Genomic DNA, 16,153 nt, shown 5'->3' with positions numbered 1-16,153 from the left:
TCGTTGTTGGGGTGGGCCGAAAAGCCGGACACAGAGCGCTCATTGCCGGCGACGAGCCGGGCCATGGCCTGCTCTGGACTGACGGATGCTGCGGCATGCGACGCTGCGGGCGCCGGAGCCGGAGCCGTCGCGGGTTTGGCAGCGGGTCTGGGCGCGGCCCGCGAACGGCGCGGGGCCGGCTTGCGGGGCGCAGCATTGCGGCCAGCGGCTTCCTCGGCTTCCTGAGCAATGGCAGCCCCGGTCGCCAACAGGCCCGCGCCCAGGCCAAGCACCAGATGTCGACGCGAGAGAGGGCGGCGACGAGGTTCGATGTGACGTTGCATGTCTGGCCTGCGCCCCGGCGACTCAATGGAAAATCGAGTATCGAAGCCAAGGCTTAAGAGTCGGTTCCGAACATTCTTCTCTTCCAAAATGTCGGTTATCGGCGTTCACTATCGAACTACGAACGTGAGGAAATGACCATGGCGGCGGACGGAAACATTGCTGGGCTGGAAGCGGCGCGAGCCGAGGCCTATGCGCTCCCCCTGGAGAAACTGAACCCGGCGCAGCCGGAGCTGTTTCAGGCAGATGCGATGTGGCCGATCTTTGAGCGTCTTCGCGCTGAAGACCCCGTCCACTACTGCACCGAGCACGAGTTGGGCCCCTATTGGTCCATCACCAGGTACAACGACATCATGGCGATCGACACCAATCACCAGGTGTTCTCGTCAGACTATATGCTGGGCGGCATCACCATCGCCGGCGGCCAGTCCAACATGGATCCGCTGCCGATGTTCATCGCCATGGACCCGCCGAAGCATGACGTCCAGCGTAAGGCGGTGACGCCGGCGGTCTCCCCGATGAACCTGGCGCTGATGGCGCCGCAGATCCGTGAACGCGCCGGCCAGATCCTCGATAGCCTGCCGATCGGTGAGGAGTTCGACTGGGTTGACCGCGTCTCGAAAGAGCTCACGGGCATGACGCTGGCCACCCTGTTCGACATGCCGCAGGAAGACCGTCGCCAGCTGATCTACTGGTCTGACGTGGTTACCGCCGCGCCGGGTCAGGGTCTGATCGACACCCTGGAACAGAAGATGGCGATCTTCGGCGAGTACCACTCCTATTTCACCAAGCTCTGGAACGCCAAGGTCAATGCGCCGCCGTCGGGCGACCTGATCTCGATGTTGGCGCACAGCCCGGCGACCCGGAACATGGAGCCACGCGAATTCTTCGGAAACGTGGTGCTGTTGACTGTGGGCGGCAACGACACCACCCGCAACACGATTTCGGGCTCTATTCTGGCGCTGAACCAGAACCCGGATCAGTACGCAAAGCTGCGCGCCAATCCCGAACTGATCCCCTCCATGGTCTCGGAAACCATCCGCTGGCAGACGCCTCTGGCCCACATGCGCCGGACGGCGCTGCAGGACTATGAGTTCCGGGGCAAGCAGATCAAGAAGGGCGACAAGGTTGTCATGTGGTACGTCTCGGGCAACCGCGACGAAGAGGTCATCGAACGACCGAACGACTACATCATTGATCGCGAGCGTCCGCGCCAGCACATCTCGTTCGGCTTCGGCATTCACCGTTGCGTGGGCAACCGGCTGGCCGAGCTGCAGCTGACCATCATCTGGGAAGAGATCCTGAAGCGCTTCCCCGAAATCCGGGTGGTCGCTCCGCCCAAGCGGGTCTATTCCACCTTCGTCAAGGGCTACGAGACACTGCCGGTGGTGATCCCGCAGCGGACCTAGCGCCGCCTGATGAAAACCTATCGGTTCGACAGCTTCGATAGCCTTGATGATCTGCGCCAGCGTGACGAACCGGCGCCCCGGCCTCAGCGGGGCGAGGTGCTGGTTCGGGTCTGCGCCGTATCGCTGAATTTCCGCGACCTGGCCATGCTGCGCGGTCGCTATCCCCGCGCCTGCCGCCCGGGCCTGATACCGCTCAGCGACGCCGCCGGTGAGATCGTCGAACTCGGCGAGGGTGTACAGTCGTTCAAGGTGGGCGACCGGGTCATGGGGGCATTTCATCCCCGTTGGTTCGGCGGCGAGATGCCGTCCACCATCCTCGCCGACAGCTATGGCGCAGAGAGCGATGGGTGGCTGACAGAGCTGAAGGCGGTCAGCCAGGAGGCGTTGGTCGCCGTGCCGGACGGGATCTCATATGATGAGGCCGCCACGCTTCCCTGCGCGGGCGTCACCGCCTGGACGGCCCTCACCGGCAGCACGCCGATCCGCGCCGGTCATTCAGTGCTGGTGCTGGGCAGCGGCGGGGTCTCGATCTTCGCCCTGCAGTTGGCCCGCGCCGTGGGCGCCACAGTAGTCGCCACCACCTCCAGCGCGGACAAGATCCAGCGGCTGAAGGACCTGGGCGCGAGCGAGGTCGTGAATTACGCGGACGATCCCCAGTGGGGCAAAGCCGTGCGCGGCCTGACCGGCGGGCGGGGCGTTGACCGGGTCGTGGAAGTGGGCGGACCCGGTACCATCGCCCAGTCCTTACGGGCGGTGGCGCTTGGCGGCGAGATCGCCTCGATCGGCTTCCTCAGCACCGAGAACCCCGGCATCGACTTCTTTCAGCTGAAGGGGAGCGGGGCCAGCTTTCGCAACATCGCGGTCGGCGACCGCAATGCCCTGATCGAACTCTCCCGCGTGATCGCCATGGCCGGGATCAAGCCGGTCATCGACCGCATCTTCGACTTTGTGAGCGCGCGCGAGGCCTTCGCGCACCTGGAGTCCGGCGCCCACCTGGGCAAGGTGGTGATCCGTGGACCGGGTGTACTGTGACCAGGTTCGGCGTAAGCTTCAGCCCTCGCGGCTGGCCGCCACATTCAATCGCCAGCCGGCCTCTGTGGCCATCCGCTGGTAGAAGCTCGCCTCATAGGCCTGTTCCGGATCCGCCCGGACCATGCTGTCGAGCGCGTGCGCGTCCTCACCCACCAGGATGCGCCAGCGGTCGGCCTTCACGCCGTCCAGGATGACCTTGGCGGCCTCCGCGGCGCTCATCGGCGCATCGTCGTGGAAGCGGCGGGCCTGTTCGGCGACCAGGGCCTGGATCCCGGCGTCCGGGATCGCGGCGGCGTCGATCCCTGCGGCGGCCATGCGGGTGCGCGCGCGGGCAAGTTCCTCGGCCGACATGGCGTCATCGTCGGTGCCGGCGATCACCTTGCGGGAATTGGCGACGATCTCGGTGCCGATGTGGCCGGGCATCACCACCGAACATTTGATGTGGGGTGCGGTCAGCCGCAGGTCGGTGACCAGGGCCTCGGTGAAGCCCTTCACCGCAAACTTCGCCGCGGCGTACGCCGTGTGCGACACGTGGGGGCCCAGGCTGGCCCAGAAGCCGTTGACCGACGAGGTATTGATGATGTGCGCCTCGTCCGCAGCCTGCATCAGCGGCAGGAAGGTGCGCACCCCCAGATAGACCCCACCCCAGCAGACGTTGAACGTGCGTTCCCATTCGGCGCGGTCGGTGTTGATCATTGACCCGCCCCCGCCGATGCCGGCGTTGTTGAAGAGCAGGTGCAGGCGATCCATGTCGTGGGCCGCCAGCGCCGCGTCGCGGAAGGCGATGAGCTGGGCTTCATCGGAAACATCGGCCAGGTGCGCCGTGATGCGGGCGCCCTGGGGCACGCCGTCCGCCTGGGCCAGCGCAATGGTGCGCTCCATGTTCTTCATCGAGACGTCGCACATGGCGACGCTGCAACCCTCGGCGATCAGCTGGCGCGCCAGCTCTCGACCCATGCCCGTGCCACCACCCGTGACCACTGCGAATTTTCCGGCGAAGTCTTTCATCACGATCCTCCCAAGGTTTCGCGCACCATAATCCCGACAGCGCATGACGCTGGGTCAGCGCGAATCGATCCAAACGGCCCGCGTGACAGTCGCCGATTTGCGGTGCGATAGTACGGCTGCGGAGGGTTTTGGGGGTGACGCAGGCGATAGAGACCGGGGTTCAAACGGCCCCGCGCGCGCGGAATCTGGCGCGTGGGCCCCGGCTGCGATTTGCGATGGCCGTCATCGCCCTGATGTGCCTGCTGATGGCGCCGCTGTTCGTCGAGAATATCGACCGAGCTGCGCCAAAGCCGGTCGGCGGACAGGTGGACTATTCCGCACACGGACCGCTTACCGCCCCCGTCCTGCTTGGCGGGCAGTGGCGACTGGTCTGGATGAGCGGCGCGCCCGGCCCCCCGGCGGGGACTGTCCAGATGGTGAAGGCGCCGGGACGCTGGACAGATACCGGCCAGGGCCTGCCCAGCCAGGGTGCGGGTAGCTACCGGCTTACGATCACGGGCCTGCAGGCCGGACGCTACATCCTGCATGTGCCCACCATCTACACCGCCTCGCGGGTCAGCGTGAACGGACGGGTGCTTTCGGAGCGTGGCGCGGTAGGGGTCACTCCCGCCACGTCCCGCCCGACCGTTCGGTCTCACGACGTGGCCATCGATACCGACGGCGGCCCCCTTGAGCTCGCGCTGGATGTTTCCACGTTCGGGCAGTGGGACAATGGCATGGCGGGTCCGCCGCTTTTTGGAACGGCAGCGACCATGGAGCGGTGGATCGCGCTGCACTGGCTGCGAAGCCTGCTGCTGGTCACCTCTCTGCTGCTGCTGGCCTGCTATGGCGTGATCATCTTCATCTTCCGGCGTCAGGAGCGGGCCTCGTTCTACTTCGGTCTGGCTTCGCTGATGAACGTGCCGGTCATGTCGATTTTCGCGCACGACAACATGATTCTTCTGGCGGCTCCCGGGCTGTCGGTTACTGCGATGCTGACGGTAGAGTACCTGACGGTCGTCATCGCCCTGGCAGCGCTGGTCGCCTACACTGCCCTGCTGTTTCCGAAGGAAAACGGGCGCTGGGCATTCTGGTCGATCCAGACGCTGATCGCGGCGGATTTCATCGCCTACTGCGTCGGCGTCCTGGTCGACGGCAACTTCGGCCTCGCCATGGTTTCCTTCTGGTCGGTATGGGTACGGCTTGCGGTGCTGACCTATGTCCTGTGGCAGGTCGGGCTGGCGACCTGGCGTCATCGCCCGGGTGCGGCAGTCTACCTGCTGGGGATGCTCGTCTGTTTCGGATCGCTGATCTACCAGGACCTGAAGTCAAACAACCTGCTGCCGTCAACGGGACCAAGCCTCGACCTGATGCCTCTTGGAATGTTGGTCCTGCTGCTGTGCCAGATCGTAATCATGGCCGAGCGCTGGGGCGGCGCGGTCGACTCCGCCGAATCTTCGAACAACGAGCTGCGCCAGCTCCTCGACGTGAATATCGCCATCGCCAGCGAGATCGAGCTCAACGCCCTGCTGCGCCGGATCGTGACCGTGACCTCCCAGATCCTGCGCGCGGACCGTAGTTCGCTGTTTCTGCATGATCGAAAGACCGATGAGCTGTGGTCTATGGTGGCCGAGGGCGTCGAAAGCCGGGAGATCCGCTTTCCAGTCAGCTCGGGGCTGGCAGGCAACTGTTTCTCTACCGGTGCGGCCATCAATGTAACCAACGCCTACGCCGATCCCCGCTTCAACCAGGCCGTCGACCAGGCCACCGGCTACCGGACCCGTGCGGCGCTCTCCGCACCGATCATCACCCGCGACGGCCGCAAGCTGGGTGTCATGCAGGCCTTCAACCGGATCGACGGCGAACCCTTCGACGAAGCGGACGTCGCCAGGATCATGGCGTTTGCCGCCCAGGCGGCTGTGGCCATCGAGAACGCTACCCTGTTCGCCGAAGTGGCGTCTGAACGGAACTACAACGACAGTATCCTGCGCTCGATGTCGTCCGGTGTGGTAACCCTCGACCGCGAGGCCAATGTCGCGAAGCTGAATGCTGCGGCGTGCCAGATCCTCGGGGTCGAGCCAGAGGCCGCCGGCGCGCCGGAGACGCGCGACGCCCTGATCTCCAACAATCCCTGGCTACCTGACGAGATCGCCGCAGTCGCGGCCACCGGGCGACCAAAGACCCTGCTGGACGCCGACGTTCGGACCCTGCGTGGCGACACCATCTCGGCCAATATCTCCATCGTGCCCCTGATGGCGGATGACGCGGAGCAAGCCGGGCTGCTGATCATCGTGGAAGACATCAGCGAGGGCAAACGCATGCAGGGCGCGATGCGCCGCTTCATGACCCAGAATGTGGTCGATCAGATCATGGGCCGGGAGGATGAACTCCTGTTCGGCGCTGCCTGTCAGGCCAGCGTGCTGTTCGCTGATATCCGCAACTTCACCGGCATGGCCGAGCAGCTGGGGCCGCGCGACACCGTCGACATGCTGAACGAGATTTTCACCGACCTGTTCGAGGCGGTAGCGGCGGCGGAGGGGCTTCTGGACAAATTCATGGGCGACGCCCTCATGGCTGTCTATGGGGCGCCGATCTCCTCGGATCGCGACCCGCTGAACGCGGTCGACAGCGCAGTGGCGATGTCGGCGATGCTGGTGGCGATCAATACCCGGCGCGCGGCGCGCGGCGGCATCGACCTCAGGCTGGGCGTTGGCATCGCCAGCGGCGAGGTGGTGGCCGGCACCATCGGCTCGCCCAAACGCATGGACTACACAGTGATCGGGGACTCGGTGAACCTGGCCTCGCGTCTCGAGAAGATCACCAAGACCTATGGCGTGGGCATTGTGGTCTGTGAAGACACGGCCAGAGCGGTCGGCGGCGCGCACCGGCTGCGCGAACTTGACACCATCCGGGTGCGGGGCCGCACACAACCTTCCAAGATTTTCCAGGTGGTCACCGCCGAGGCGCCGCTGAGCCAGGCCGCGCTCGCAACCTATGCCGAGGGGCGGACGGCGATGGCGGAAGGCCGCTGGGCAGACGCGGTGGCGGCGTTCGAGGCTACCCTCCTCCTGGCGCCGGGCGACCGGCCCGCCGCCCTGATGCTGGAACGCTGCCGCATCCTGGTCAGCGAACCGCCTGCGACCGACTGGGACGGCGTCTGGGATTCACCGCGCGCTGCTTAGGATTTGGCCCGGCAGGGTTTGATGTCGGTCGGCTTCGGACGAGCCTTCGGCGCCTCGAAGATGGCGATGTAGCCGGTTCCGCCGGCCATATCGATATGGGAGACCCGGCGATATCCCACGGCTTCAAACTCACACCTGAGCAGGGCCGGCGGCGTCCCGTGGTTCTCGATTTTCCGATCAAGGTCGATGACGCCAACAAGACCACCGGGCTTCATGGCGCCCGCCAGGTTCCATAGCAGGGCGTAGGGACTCTCGATCTCATGGTACATGTGGACCAGCACCGCACGGTCCATGGTCCCCGCAGGTAGTTTCGGATCGTCGGCGGTCCCGATGACGATCCGGACGTTGGCAAGCTTGCGGCGCTCGGCCTCGCGGCGAAGGCCCGCGACATAGGCCTCCACGATGTCCTCGGCATAGACGAGGCCCTGCGGTCCGACGGCGGGCGACAGCCGAAGGGTATGGTACCCCGACCCTGCACCGATGTCGGCCACCACCATGCCTTTTCGGATGCCCAGCGCACGGATCAACTGCCCGGATTCATCAGCGGCGTCCCGGTCGGGGCCGCTGGACCACTGCGGTGAAACGATGCCCGCGACGGGACGGTCTGCCGCCGGGAACCCTGCCGGATCGCGGACGGTTGGCGGGGCCGGGGCGCCGACGCTGGCGGAAGGCGGTGAGCAGGCGCAGAGCAGGGTTGCGACCAGGGCGGCGAGACTGTTCCTCATGGGCGTTACTCAACCCGAATCCACGACCAACACCAGTGAAACGGAAAGTGAACGTGATATAGATGACGTATGGCTGACGCCGCCAGACCTGCCGACGAACTCTTGCCGCCTGCGTTCCGGAACTGGTTCGCGGGGCGAGGCTGGACCGCGCGCTCACATCAGCTGGAGATGGTGGCCAAGGGAAAGGAGGGCCGAGACGCCCTGCTGATCGCGCCCACTGGCGGCGGCAAGACGCTGGCAGGGTTTCTGCCCAGTCTGATCGACCTGTCGCAGCGGCCCCCCGCCAATACGCCAAGAGGCCTGCACACCATCTACATCTCGCCCCTGAAAGCGCTGGCGGTGGATGTGGAGCGAAACCTGGGGGCGCCTATCTCCGAGATGGGCCTGAAGATTATAGCTGAGAGCCGCACCGGGGACACCGGCATCGCGCGCCGCCAACGCCAGAGGATCAAGCCCCCTGACATCCTGCTGACCACGCCCGAGCAGCTGGCCTTGCTGTGTGCCTGGGAAGGCGCGCGGCTGTACTTCGAAGACCTGCGCTGCGTGATCCTGGATGAAATCCACACCCTGCATTCATCGAAACGCGGCGACCTGCTGGCGCTGGATCTGGCGCGACTTCAGGTTCTGGCGCCGGCGATGCGTCGCGTCGGGCTGAGCGCGACGGTGGACGATCCCGAGGTGATCAAGGCCTGGATGGGGAACCATCGGGCGGTTGAGGTCATTTCTTCTCCCCTGTCGGGGGAGGGGGACCCGTTGATCCATACCCCGACCTCGATCGACCTCGTCCGCGGGCCGGCTGGCGCGCAGCCCATTGTTGACATGCTTTTGTCGGAAGGCCGGGTGCCGTGGGCGGGGCATACCGCCAAGCACGCGATGGCCGAGGTCTATGAAGTGATCAGAAAGAGCCGGATCGCGCTGGTGTTCGTCAACACGCGGTTTCAGGCGGAGTTTGCCTTTCAGGAACTCTGGCGGCTGAACGACGACAGCCTGCCCATCGCCCTGCATCACGGCAGCCTGGCGGCCGAGCAGCGGCGCAAGGTGGAGGCGGCCATGGCCCGGGGCGAGCTTCGCGCCGTGGTCTGCACGTCAACTCTCGATCTCGGAATCGACTGGGGCGATGTGGACCTGGTGATCCAGCTGGCCAGCCCCAAGGGCGCATCGCGGATGGTGCAGCGGATCGGGCGCGCCAATCATCGGCTGGACGAGCCATCACGGGCGCTGTTCGTGCCGGCCAATCGGTTTGAAATGCTGGAGTGCCAGGCCGCGCGCGAAGCCATCGCCGAGAACCGGCTGGACGGCGACCCGGCCCGGGTGGGCGCGCTGGACGTTCTGGCGCAGCACGTCATGGGGTGCGCGGTCTCCGAACCCTTCGATCTGCTGGCGCTCTACGACGAGGTCCGTTCCGCCGGGCCCTATCGCGACCTCATCTGGGAGGACTTCGAGCAGGTCGTCGATTTCGTTTCCACTGGCGGCTACGCGCTGAAGACCTACGACCGGTTTCGCCGGATCGTGCAGGGGCAGGACGGCCTGTGGCGCGTGCGTGACCTGCAGACCGCCCAGCGCCACCGGTTGAACGTCGGCGCCATTGTCTCGCCGGCCATGCTGGCGGTGCGGATCGCCATGCGCGGCGGTCGAGGCGGCCGGAAGATCGGCGAGGTCGAGGAGGGCATGCTGGAGATGCTGGACCCAGGCGACACCTTCGTGTTCGCCGGTCAGGTGTGGTCGCTGGTTGGCATGACCAATCTCGATGTGCTGGTAAAGCCGGCCAACGACAAGGATCCCAAGATGCCGTCCTGGGGCGGTTCGAAGTTCGCGCTGTCCACCTACCTGGCAAAGCGGGTGCGGCAGCTGATGTTCGATCAGAACCAATGGGGCGTGTTGCCGGCCGATGTCCGCGAATGGCTGGAGGCCCAAAGAGATCGATCCCGGATCGTTGGAGAGGACGAGCTGCTCCTGGAGACCTTTCCGCGCGGCAAGCGCAACTTCATGGTGATCTATCCGTTCGAGGGCCGGCTGGCCCACACGACGCTGGCCATGCTGCTGACCCGCCGTCTTGAACGTCTGGGCATCGGGCCAATGGGATTTGTCTGCAACGACTATGCGCTGGCGATCTGGGCGCTGAACCCGATGGACGCGCTGGACTACGAGGAGTTGTTCGCCGAGGACATGCTGGGCGACGACCTGGAATCATGGCTCTCCGAGAGCTTCATGATGAAGCGGGCCTTCAAGGGTTGCGCGATCATCTCCGGGCTGATCGAGCGGCGGTTCCCGGGCCAGGAACAGAAAACGGGGCGCCAGATCACCTTTTCAACCGACCTGATCTACGACGTCCTGCGCCGCCACCAGCCGGACCATCTGCTGTTGCGTTGCGCGCGGGCCGATGCAGCTACGGGCCTGGTGGATGTGGCGCGTCTGGCGGGGATGCTGGCGCGGATCAAGGGCCGGATTCGTCATGCGCCGCTCGAATATCTGTCGCCGTTTTCGGTGCCGATCCTGCTGGAGATTGGCAAGGAGCGCTCTCCCGGCGGGGCGGCAGACATGATCCTGGCTGAGGCCGAGGACGAGTTGATCGCCGAGGCGATGGGATGAGGCAGGATGCAGAATCTCTAGTTCCTCTCCCCTCGGGGGAGGGGGACCGCGAAGCGCTGGAGGGGGCTTCCGTCGCCGCGAGCGTTCCGGATGAAGCTCCCACCGTCGGCTTCGCCGCCACCTCCCCCAAGGGGGGAGGAACTGTCGCCCTCAACGCTTGCGGAGGACTCAGGATCACCCTCGGCGCATGCGACGTCGTCCTCCGATGCTCCGGCGCGCTGTGGCTGGCGCAGGACCGTACGCTGGTGGTGGCGGACCTGCATCTCGAGAAGGGGTCGAGCTATGCCGCGCGCGGTCAGATGCTGCCGCCCTATGACACGCGCGAGACCCTGCAACGGCTGGAGGCGGAGATAGCGGAGCTGGTCCCCGACACCGTTGTCCTGCTGGGCGACACCTTCCATGACCGGCGCAGCGAAGACCGGCTGGCGGCGGACGACGCCGACCGGCTGCGAAGGCTGGCGGCGGGTCGCAGACTGGTCTGGGTCATCGGCAACCACGACGCCGACGGGCCGCAGGGCCTGCCGGGTGATGCGGTGGACGAACTTGTGCTGGCGGGGCTCACCTTCCGACACGAGCCGCAACCCGGTCTGCAACCCGGCGAAGTGGCCGGCCACCTGCACCCGGCGGCGCGCGTCAGGGCGCCGCGCGGGACAGTGCGTCGCCGCTGCTTCATCACCGACGGCCAGCGGATCATCCTGCCGGCGTTCGGCGCCTATGCGGGCGGACTGAACGTGCGCGATGCCGCGTTCGCCGGGATGTTTTCAGCGACGCCTCTCACCGGAGTGCTGGGCGCCGCGCGGGTGCGCGCCGTGGGCTGGCGTCAATTGGCGGGGGACTGAGAGCGGGCGCGGTCCCTGGCCGCCAACCCTTTGTCGTGGTCCCGCTCCAATGCTTCCTGCGCGGCCATGACCTCGGCCTTGAGTTGCTGCGCTGTCCTCAGCAGCTTCACTGGCGATTTCTGCTCTACGCCAATCGGCTTGGCCCAGGGGTTGAAGCCGATGCAGTGGCCGCTGAGGTTACCGCACTGGCGAAGTTCGCCAGTCTTGCTGTCCATCACAACGACAACCTGCTCGTCGTCGTTGAGACTGGCGGCCTGGGGGTCCACGGCAGCTGGCTGAACGCTCTGGGCTGACACCGCTGGACGCAACTGCTCCCACATATCGCCCGGCGTGTAGAGCCCCACCGCTACATAGCGGCCGCGTTGGCCTGGACTGCTGAAGGGCCCAAACGCTTCCGCCGCCGGCGCCTCTTCCTTTTTCGCACAGCCGACCAAGGCGAGAAAGATGAGCCCCGTCGCCAACACCTTCGCGTCCATAGCAGAGATCTCCGATCGATCACAAAAGCGTGATCTCATCGGAGCCGGCTGTCAACCTGCGCTATCGCGGCAGCTTAGACACCCCCATAAGGTGCGCATCGATGGCGCGGGCGCACTGGCGGCCTTCGCGGATGGCCCAGACGACAAGCGACTGACCGCGCCGTGCGTCGCCGCAGGCAAAGATCCGGGCGTCAGAGGTGCGGTAATCCTGCACGTTGGCCTTGACGTTGCCGCGGGCGTCCAGCTCGACGGCGCTCTGCTCGACAAGTCCCGACTTGCGGGGCCCCACGAACCCCATGGCCAGCAGCACCAGGTCAGCCTTCAGCTCAAAGGCCGAGCCTTCGATTTCGCGCATCTGCATGCGGCCGTCGTCGCCGGCGACCCATTCCAGGCGGGCGCAATCCAGCGCGGTTACACGGCCGTCCTGCCCCAGCGCGCGGCGGGTGGCGACGGCGAAGTCGCGCTCGACGCCTTCCTGCTGCGAGGACGAGGTACGCATCTTCAGCGGCCAATCGGGCCAGGTCAGCGCCTTGTTCTCGTGCTCGGGCGGCTGCGGCATGATCTCGAGCTGTACCACGGAGGCCGCACCCTGGCGGTTTGAAGTACCGATACAGTCCGAGCCGGTGTCACCGCCGCCGATCACCACCACGTGCTTGCCCTTGGCCGACAGCGTACCGGTGGGCGCCGCCACGTCCTCAGGATCGCCCGCATTGCGCTTGTTCTGCTGGGTCAGGAACTCCATGGCGTAGTGGATGCCGTCCAGATCCCGACCGTGGGCGTTCAGGTCGCGGGGGTCCTCAGCGCCGTTGGCCATGACCAGCACATCGTAGTCATCCAGCAGCCGCTGGACCGAGACGTCGACACCGACCTCGAAATTGCAGCGGAAGATGACGCCCTCCGCCTCCATCTGCCGGATGCGCCGGTCGATGAGGTGCTTTTCCATCTTGAAGTCGGGAATGCCGTACCGCAGCAGGCCACCGGGACGGTCCGACTTCTCGAACACTGTGGTCGCGTGGCCCGCACGCGCCAACTGCTGGGCGCAGGCCAGGCCAGCCGGGCCCGAACCGACCACGGCCACGCGCTTGCCGGTGCCGCGCTCCGAGGGCTGGGGCGTGACCCATCCCTCTTCCCACCCGCGATCGATGATCTGGCACTCGATCGATTTGATCGTGACCGGCGTATCCGGAATGTTCAGCGTACAGGACGCCTCGCATGGGGCCGGGCAGATACGGCCGGTGAATTCCGGAAAATTGTTGGTGGATTGCAGGTTGTCCAGCGCATCGCGCCATTGGTCGCGATAGACCAGATCGTTGAAGTCCGGGATCTGATTGTTCACCGGGCAGCCCTGGTGACAGAACGGAATCCCGCAGCTCATGCAGCGGGACGCCTGCTGCTGCAGTTCAGCCTGCGGCAGGGGTTCGACAAATTCTTTCCAGTGCTTCAGGCGTTCTGCCACGGGCGCATAGCCCCGGTCATGACGCTCGATCTCCAGGAAGCCGGTGGGCTTGCCCATGTAGTCCCCCGTAAACTTTACTATTCAGCCGCGACGGCGGCGGCGGCGGCGCGCTCACGCGCCATATCGGTGAGTGCGCGGCGGTAGTCCTTTGGCATGACCTTGACGAAGGACAGCAGGGCCTTGTCCCAGTTATCCAGGATCTCGGCCGCGCGCTTGCTGCCCGTGTGCAGATGATGGCGCTCGATCAGTATGCGCAACCGCTCGGCATCGAAGGTCAGCAGGTCTCCCATGCCATTGTTGTCCACCGAGACGGAGCGCTGGCCGGGTCGACCCGCATCATCGCCGCCCTGAGCCGGCCCTACTTGCTCAAGATCGACCATGGCCTTGTTGCAAAGCGGATCGAAGCGTCGGCGGGGATCATAGACGTAGGCTACGCCGCCACTCATGCCGGCCGCGAAATTTCGGCCGGTATCACCGAGAACGACCACGACGCCGCCGGTCATGTACTCACAGCCGTGGTCACCCACACCCTCGACGACCGCCACCGCACCGGAATTCCGCACAGCGAACCGCTCGCCGGCCACGCCCTCAAGATAGGCTTCACCTGCGATCGCGCCGTAAAGCACCGTATTGCCCACAACGATGTTCTGGGTCGGATCACGGAGCGATCCCGCGGGCTGACGCACCACGACGCGGCCGCCGGACAGGCCCTTGCCCACATAGTCGTTGGCGTCCCCGACAAGGGTCAGACTGACGCCCCGCGCAGCAAAGGCGCCGAAGCTCTGGCCGGCCGTGCCCTTGAACGTGAGCGCAATCGTGTCATCGGCCAGACCCGCGTGGCCATAGCGCTTGGCCACCTCACCGGAGAGCATCGCGCCTACGGTTCGGTTGATGTTGCGCACGGCGTACTCGCCACGGACCGGCAACCCCTTCTCGAGAGCCTCTTGCGCATCGGCGATCAGGGTGTGGTCCAGAGCGTGCTCCAGGCCGTGGTTCTGGTGCTCGGTATTGCGCAGGCTCTTCTGGCCCTGATCCGGTACGGCATAGAGAATGCGCGACAGGTCGATGCCGTGGGCCTTCCAGTGGTCCAGCGCCGGAGCCATGTTGAGACGGTCAACCCGACCGATCATCTCGGCGACCGTCCGGAAGCCCAGCTGGGCCATGATCGCCCGCAGTTCCTCGGCCACGAAGAAGAAGTAGTTGATCACATGCTCGGGCTGGCCGGTGAAGCGCGCGCGCAGCACCGGATCCTGGGTCGCGACCCCTACCGGGCAGGTGTTGAGGTGGCACTTGCGCATCATGATGCAGCCCGCCGCGATCAGCGGAGCGGTCGCAAAACCGAATTCATCGGCCCCCAGCAACGCGCCGATGGCCACGTCCCGGCCGGTGCGCAGGCCCCCGTCCACCTGCACCGCAATGCGGGCGCGCAGGCCGTTGAGCAGCAGGGTCTGCTGGGTCTCGGCCAGGCCGATTTCCCAGGGCGATCCGGCATGGGTCAGGGACGTCAGTGGCGAGGCGCCGGTGCCGCCCTCGAAGCCGGAGATCGTCACGTGATCAGCCCGGGCCTTGGCGACGCCTGCCGCCACGGTGCCCACGCCCACTTCCGAGACCAGCTTCACCGAAATCCGCGCCCTGGAGTTCACGTTCTTCAGGTCGTGGATCAGCTGGGCCAGATCCTCGATCGAATAGATATCGTGGTGCGGCGGCGGGCTGATCAGGCCTACGCCAGGCGTAGAGTGACGCACACGGGCGATGTTGGCGTCGACCTTGTGGCCGGGAAGCTGGCCACCCTCGCCGGGCTTGGCGCCCTGGGCCATCTTGATCTGGATGTCGTCGGCGTTGACCAGATACTCGGTGGTCACGCCGAACCGGCCCGAGGCGACCTGCTTGATCGCCGAGCGCATGGAATCGCCATTGGCCATCCGGACGAAGCGATCCGGCTCCTCACCGCCTTCGCCCGTGTTGGACCGACCACCGATGCGGTTCATGGCGATCGCCAGCGTAGTGTGGGCTTCCCGGCTGATCGAGCCAAACGACATGGCGCCCGTGGAGAAGCGTTTGACGATCTCCGACGCCGGTTCGACCTCGCCCAACGGGACCGCGGCGCCGTCGGTGAAACGCATCAGGCCGCGGATAGTGAGCAGGCGTTCGCTCTGCTCGTTAATCTCATCGGCAAAGCGCTGGTAGGCGTCGGGCAGGTTGCCGCGCACGGCGTGCTGAAGGCCCGAGACCGACTCCGGCGTCCAGGCGTGGCTCTCGCCGCGCAGCCGCCAGCCGTACTGGCCGCCCACATCCAGCATCGTCCGGTAGATCGGATTGTCGCCAAAGGCGTCGCGGTGGCGGCGTACGCTCTCCTTGGCGATCTCGATCAGGCCGGCGCCCTGGATGGTCGAGGCTGTGCCGGTGAAGAACCGGTCGATCAGATCGGTCGACAAGCCGACGGCGTCGAAGATCTGGGCGCCGCAATAGGACTGGTAGGTGGAAATACCCATCTTGGACATCACCTTCATGATGCCCTTGCCGACCGCCTTGATGTAGTTCTTGCGGACCTCGTAAGCCGAAAGCGCAATGCCGTTGCGGACCCGCAACTGCTCCAGGGTCTGGAACGCAAGGTAGGGATTGACGGCCTCGGCGCCATAGCCGGCCAGCACGCAGAAGTGATGCACCTCGCGGGCCTCGCCGGTCTCCACGACCAGGCCGGTCTGCATTCGCAGGCCCTGGCGGATCAGGTGATGGTGGACCGCCGCCGTAGCCAGGGCCGCCGGGATCGGAATTCGGTCCGCGGAGACCTCGCGGTCGGACAGGATGAGAATGTTATTGTCGGCCAGCACGGCGTCGGTAGCCTCGCGGCAAAGACGCTCGATCGCCGCGTCAAGGCCGTCGGCGCCCTCCTCCGCCGCCCAGGTGGCATCGAGGGTCGCGGTGCGGAAAGCGCCATCCAGCAGCTCATTCACCGCGCGGATCTTGGCCAGATCTTCATCGGTGAGAATGGGCTGGGCCACTTCCAGGCGCTTGTGGGTTCCGGCGTTGCGGCCCAGCAGGTTGGGTCGGGGGCCGATCATGGACACGAGACTCATGACCAGCTCCTCGCGGATCGGATCGATCGGCGGGTTGGTGACCTGGGCGAAGTTCTGCTT

11 protein-coding genes are annotated in these 16,153 nt (G+C 65.8%); 5 read left to right on the top strand and 6 right to left on the bottom strand.

Translation table 11 applies throughout. The annotated features are described in order from the left end of the window. Window positions 1–323, bottom strand: a 323-nt coding sequence (locus ACIQ42_RS06510) for a hypothetical protein (RefSeq protein WP_397421399.1), incomplete at its 3' end; no start/stop codon positions are given. Between the two features lie 138 nt (window positions 324–461). Between ACIQ42_RS06510 and ACIQ42_RS06505 the strand changes: the two genes are divergently transcribed. Together ACIQ42_RS06505 and ACIQ42_RS06500 are read left to right on the top strand one after the other, a co-directional pair. Then, entirely contained in the window at window positions 462–1,730 is a 1,269-nt protein-coding gene (locus ACIQ42_RS06505) for a cytochrome P450 (RefSeq protein WP_397421398.1), read from the top strand. Between the two features lie 9 nt (window positions 1,731–1,739). Beyond that, on the top strand, window positions 1,740–2,762 hold the full coding sequence (locus tag ACIQ42_RS06500; protein WP_397421397.1) for an NAD(P)-dependent alcohol dehydrogenase: 1,023 nt from the start codon (window positions 1,740–1,742) through the stop codon (window positions 2,760–2,762). Between the two features lie 18 nt (window positions 2,763–2,780). Here the strand turns inward: ACIQ42_RS06500 and ACIQ42_RS06495 are convergent, their stop codons facing one another. Continuing rightward, on the bottom strand, window positions 2,781–3,770 hold the full coding sequence (locus tag ACIQ42_RS06495) for an SDR family NAD(P)-dependent oxidoreductase (RefSeq protein WP_397421396.1): 990 nt from the start codon (window positions 3,768–3,770) through the stop codon (window positions 2,781–2,783). Window positions 3,771–3,985: 215 nt separating this feature from the next. Here ACIQ42_RS06495 and ACIQ42_RS06490 point away from each other — a divergent pair, with 215 nt between their 5' ends. Continuing rightward, the gene (locus tag ACIQ42_RS06490) at window positions 3,986–6,931 is read left to right on the top strand and encodes an adenylate/guanylate cyclase domain-containing protein (protein WP_397421395.1); all 2,946 of its coding nucleotides are present in this window, start codon (window positions 3,986–3,988) and stop codon (window positions 6,929–6,931) included. Here ACIQ42_RS06490 and ACIQ42_RS06485 read toward each other — a convergent pair. Then, on the bottom strand, window positions 6,928–7,656 hold the full coding sequence (locus ACIQ42_RS06485; protein WP_397421394.1) for a methyltransferase domain-containing protein: 729 nt from the start codon (window positions 7,654–7,656) through the stop codon (window positions 6,928–6,930). The genes ACIQ42_RS06490 and ACIQ42_RS06485 overlap by 4 nt on opposite strands. Window positions 7,657–7,725: 69 nt before the next feature. Between ACIQ42_RS06485 and ACIQ42_RS06480 the strand changes: the two genes are divergently transcribed. Next, window positions 7,726–10,245, top strand: a complete 2,520-nt coding sequence (locus ACIQ42_RS06480) for a ligase-associated DNA damage response DEXH box helicase (protein ID WP_397421393.1) — start codon at window positions 7,726–7,728, stop codon at window positions 10,243–10,245. Next, window positions 10,242–11,084 carry a ligase-associated DNA damage response endonuclease PdeM gene (gene pdeM / locus ACIQ42_RS06475; protein WP_397421391.1) on the top strand — a complete coding sequence of 281 codons (843 nt, stop codon included), beginning with the start codon at window positions 10,242–10,244 and terminating at the stop codon, window positions 11,082–11,084. The genes ACIQ42_RS06480 and pdeM overlap by 4 nt, the downstream gene beginning before the upstream one ends. On the opposite strand, the gene ACIQ42_RS06470 is transcribed toward pdeM, so the two are convergent. The 3 genes from ACIQ42_RS06470 to gltB all read right to left on the bottom strand — a co-directional run. Beyond that, the gene (locus tag ACIQ42_RS06470) at window positions 11,066–11,560 is read right to left on the bottom strand and encodes a hypothetical protein (RefSeq protein ID WP_397421390.1); all 495 of its coding nucleotides are present in this window, start codon (window positions 11,558–11,560) and stop codon (window positions 11,066–11,068) included. The two genes, pdeM and ACIQ42_RS06470, sit on opposite strands and share 19 nt — an antisense overlap. A 61-nt stretch (window positions 11,561–11,621) precedes the next feature. Then, entirely contained in the window at window positions 11,622–13,073 is a 1,452-nt protein-coding gene (locus tag ACIQ42_RS06465) for a glutamate synthase subunit beta (protein WP_397421389.1), read from the bottom strand. Window positions 13,074–13,093: 20 nt separating this feature from the next. After that, window positions 13,094–16,153 (bottom strand): glutamate synthase large subunit (gene gltB, locus ACIQ42_RS06460; RefSeq protein WP_397421388.1); only part of this gene is annotated, 3,060 nt, incomplete at its 5' end.

It is taken from the genome of Phenylobacterium sp. (assembly GCF_044372605.1).
Lineage (GTDB): Bacteria > Pseudomonadota > Alphaproteobacteria > Caulobacterales > Caulobacteraceae > Phenylobacterium.
This window is presented reverse-complemented; position numbering and strand designations above follow the sequence as displayed.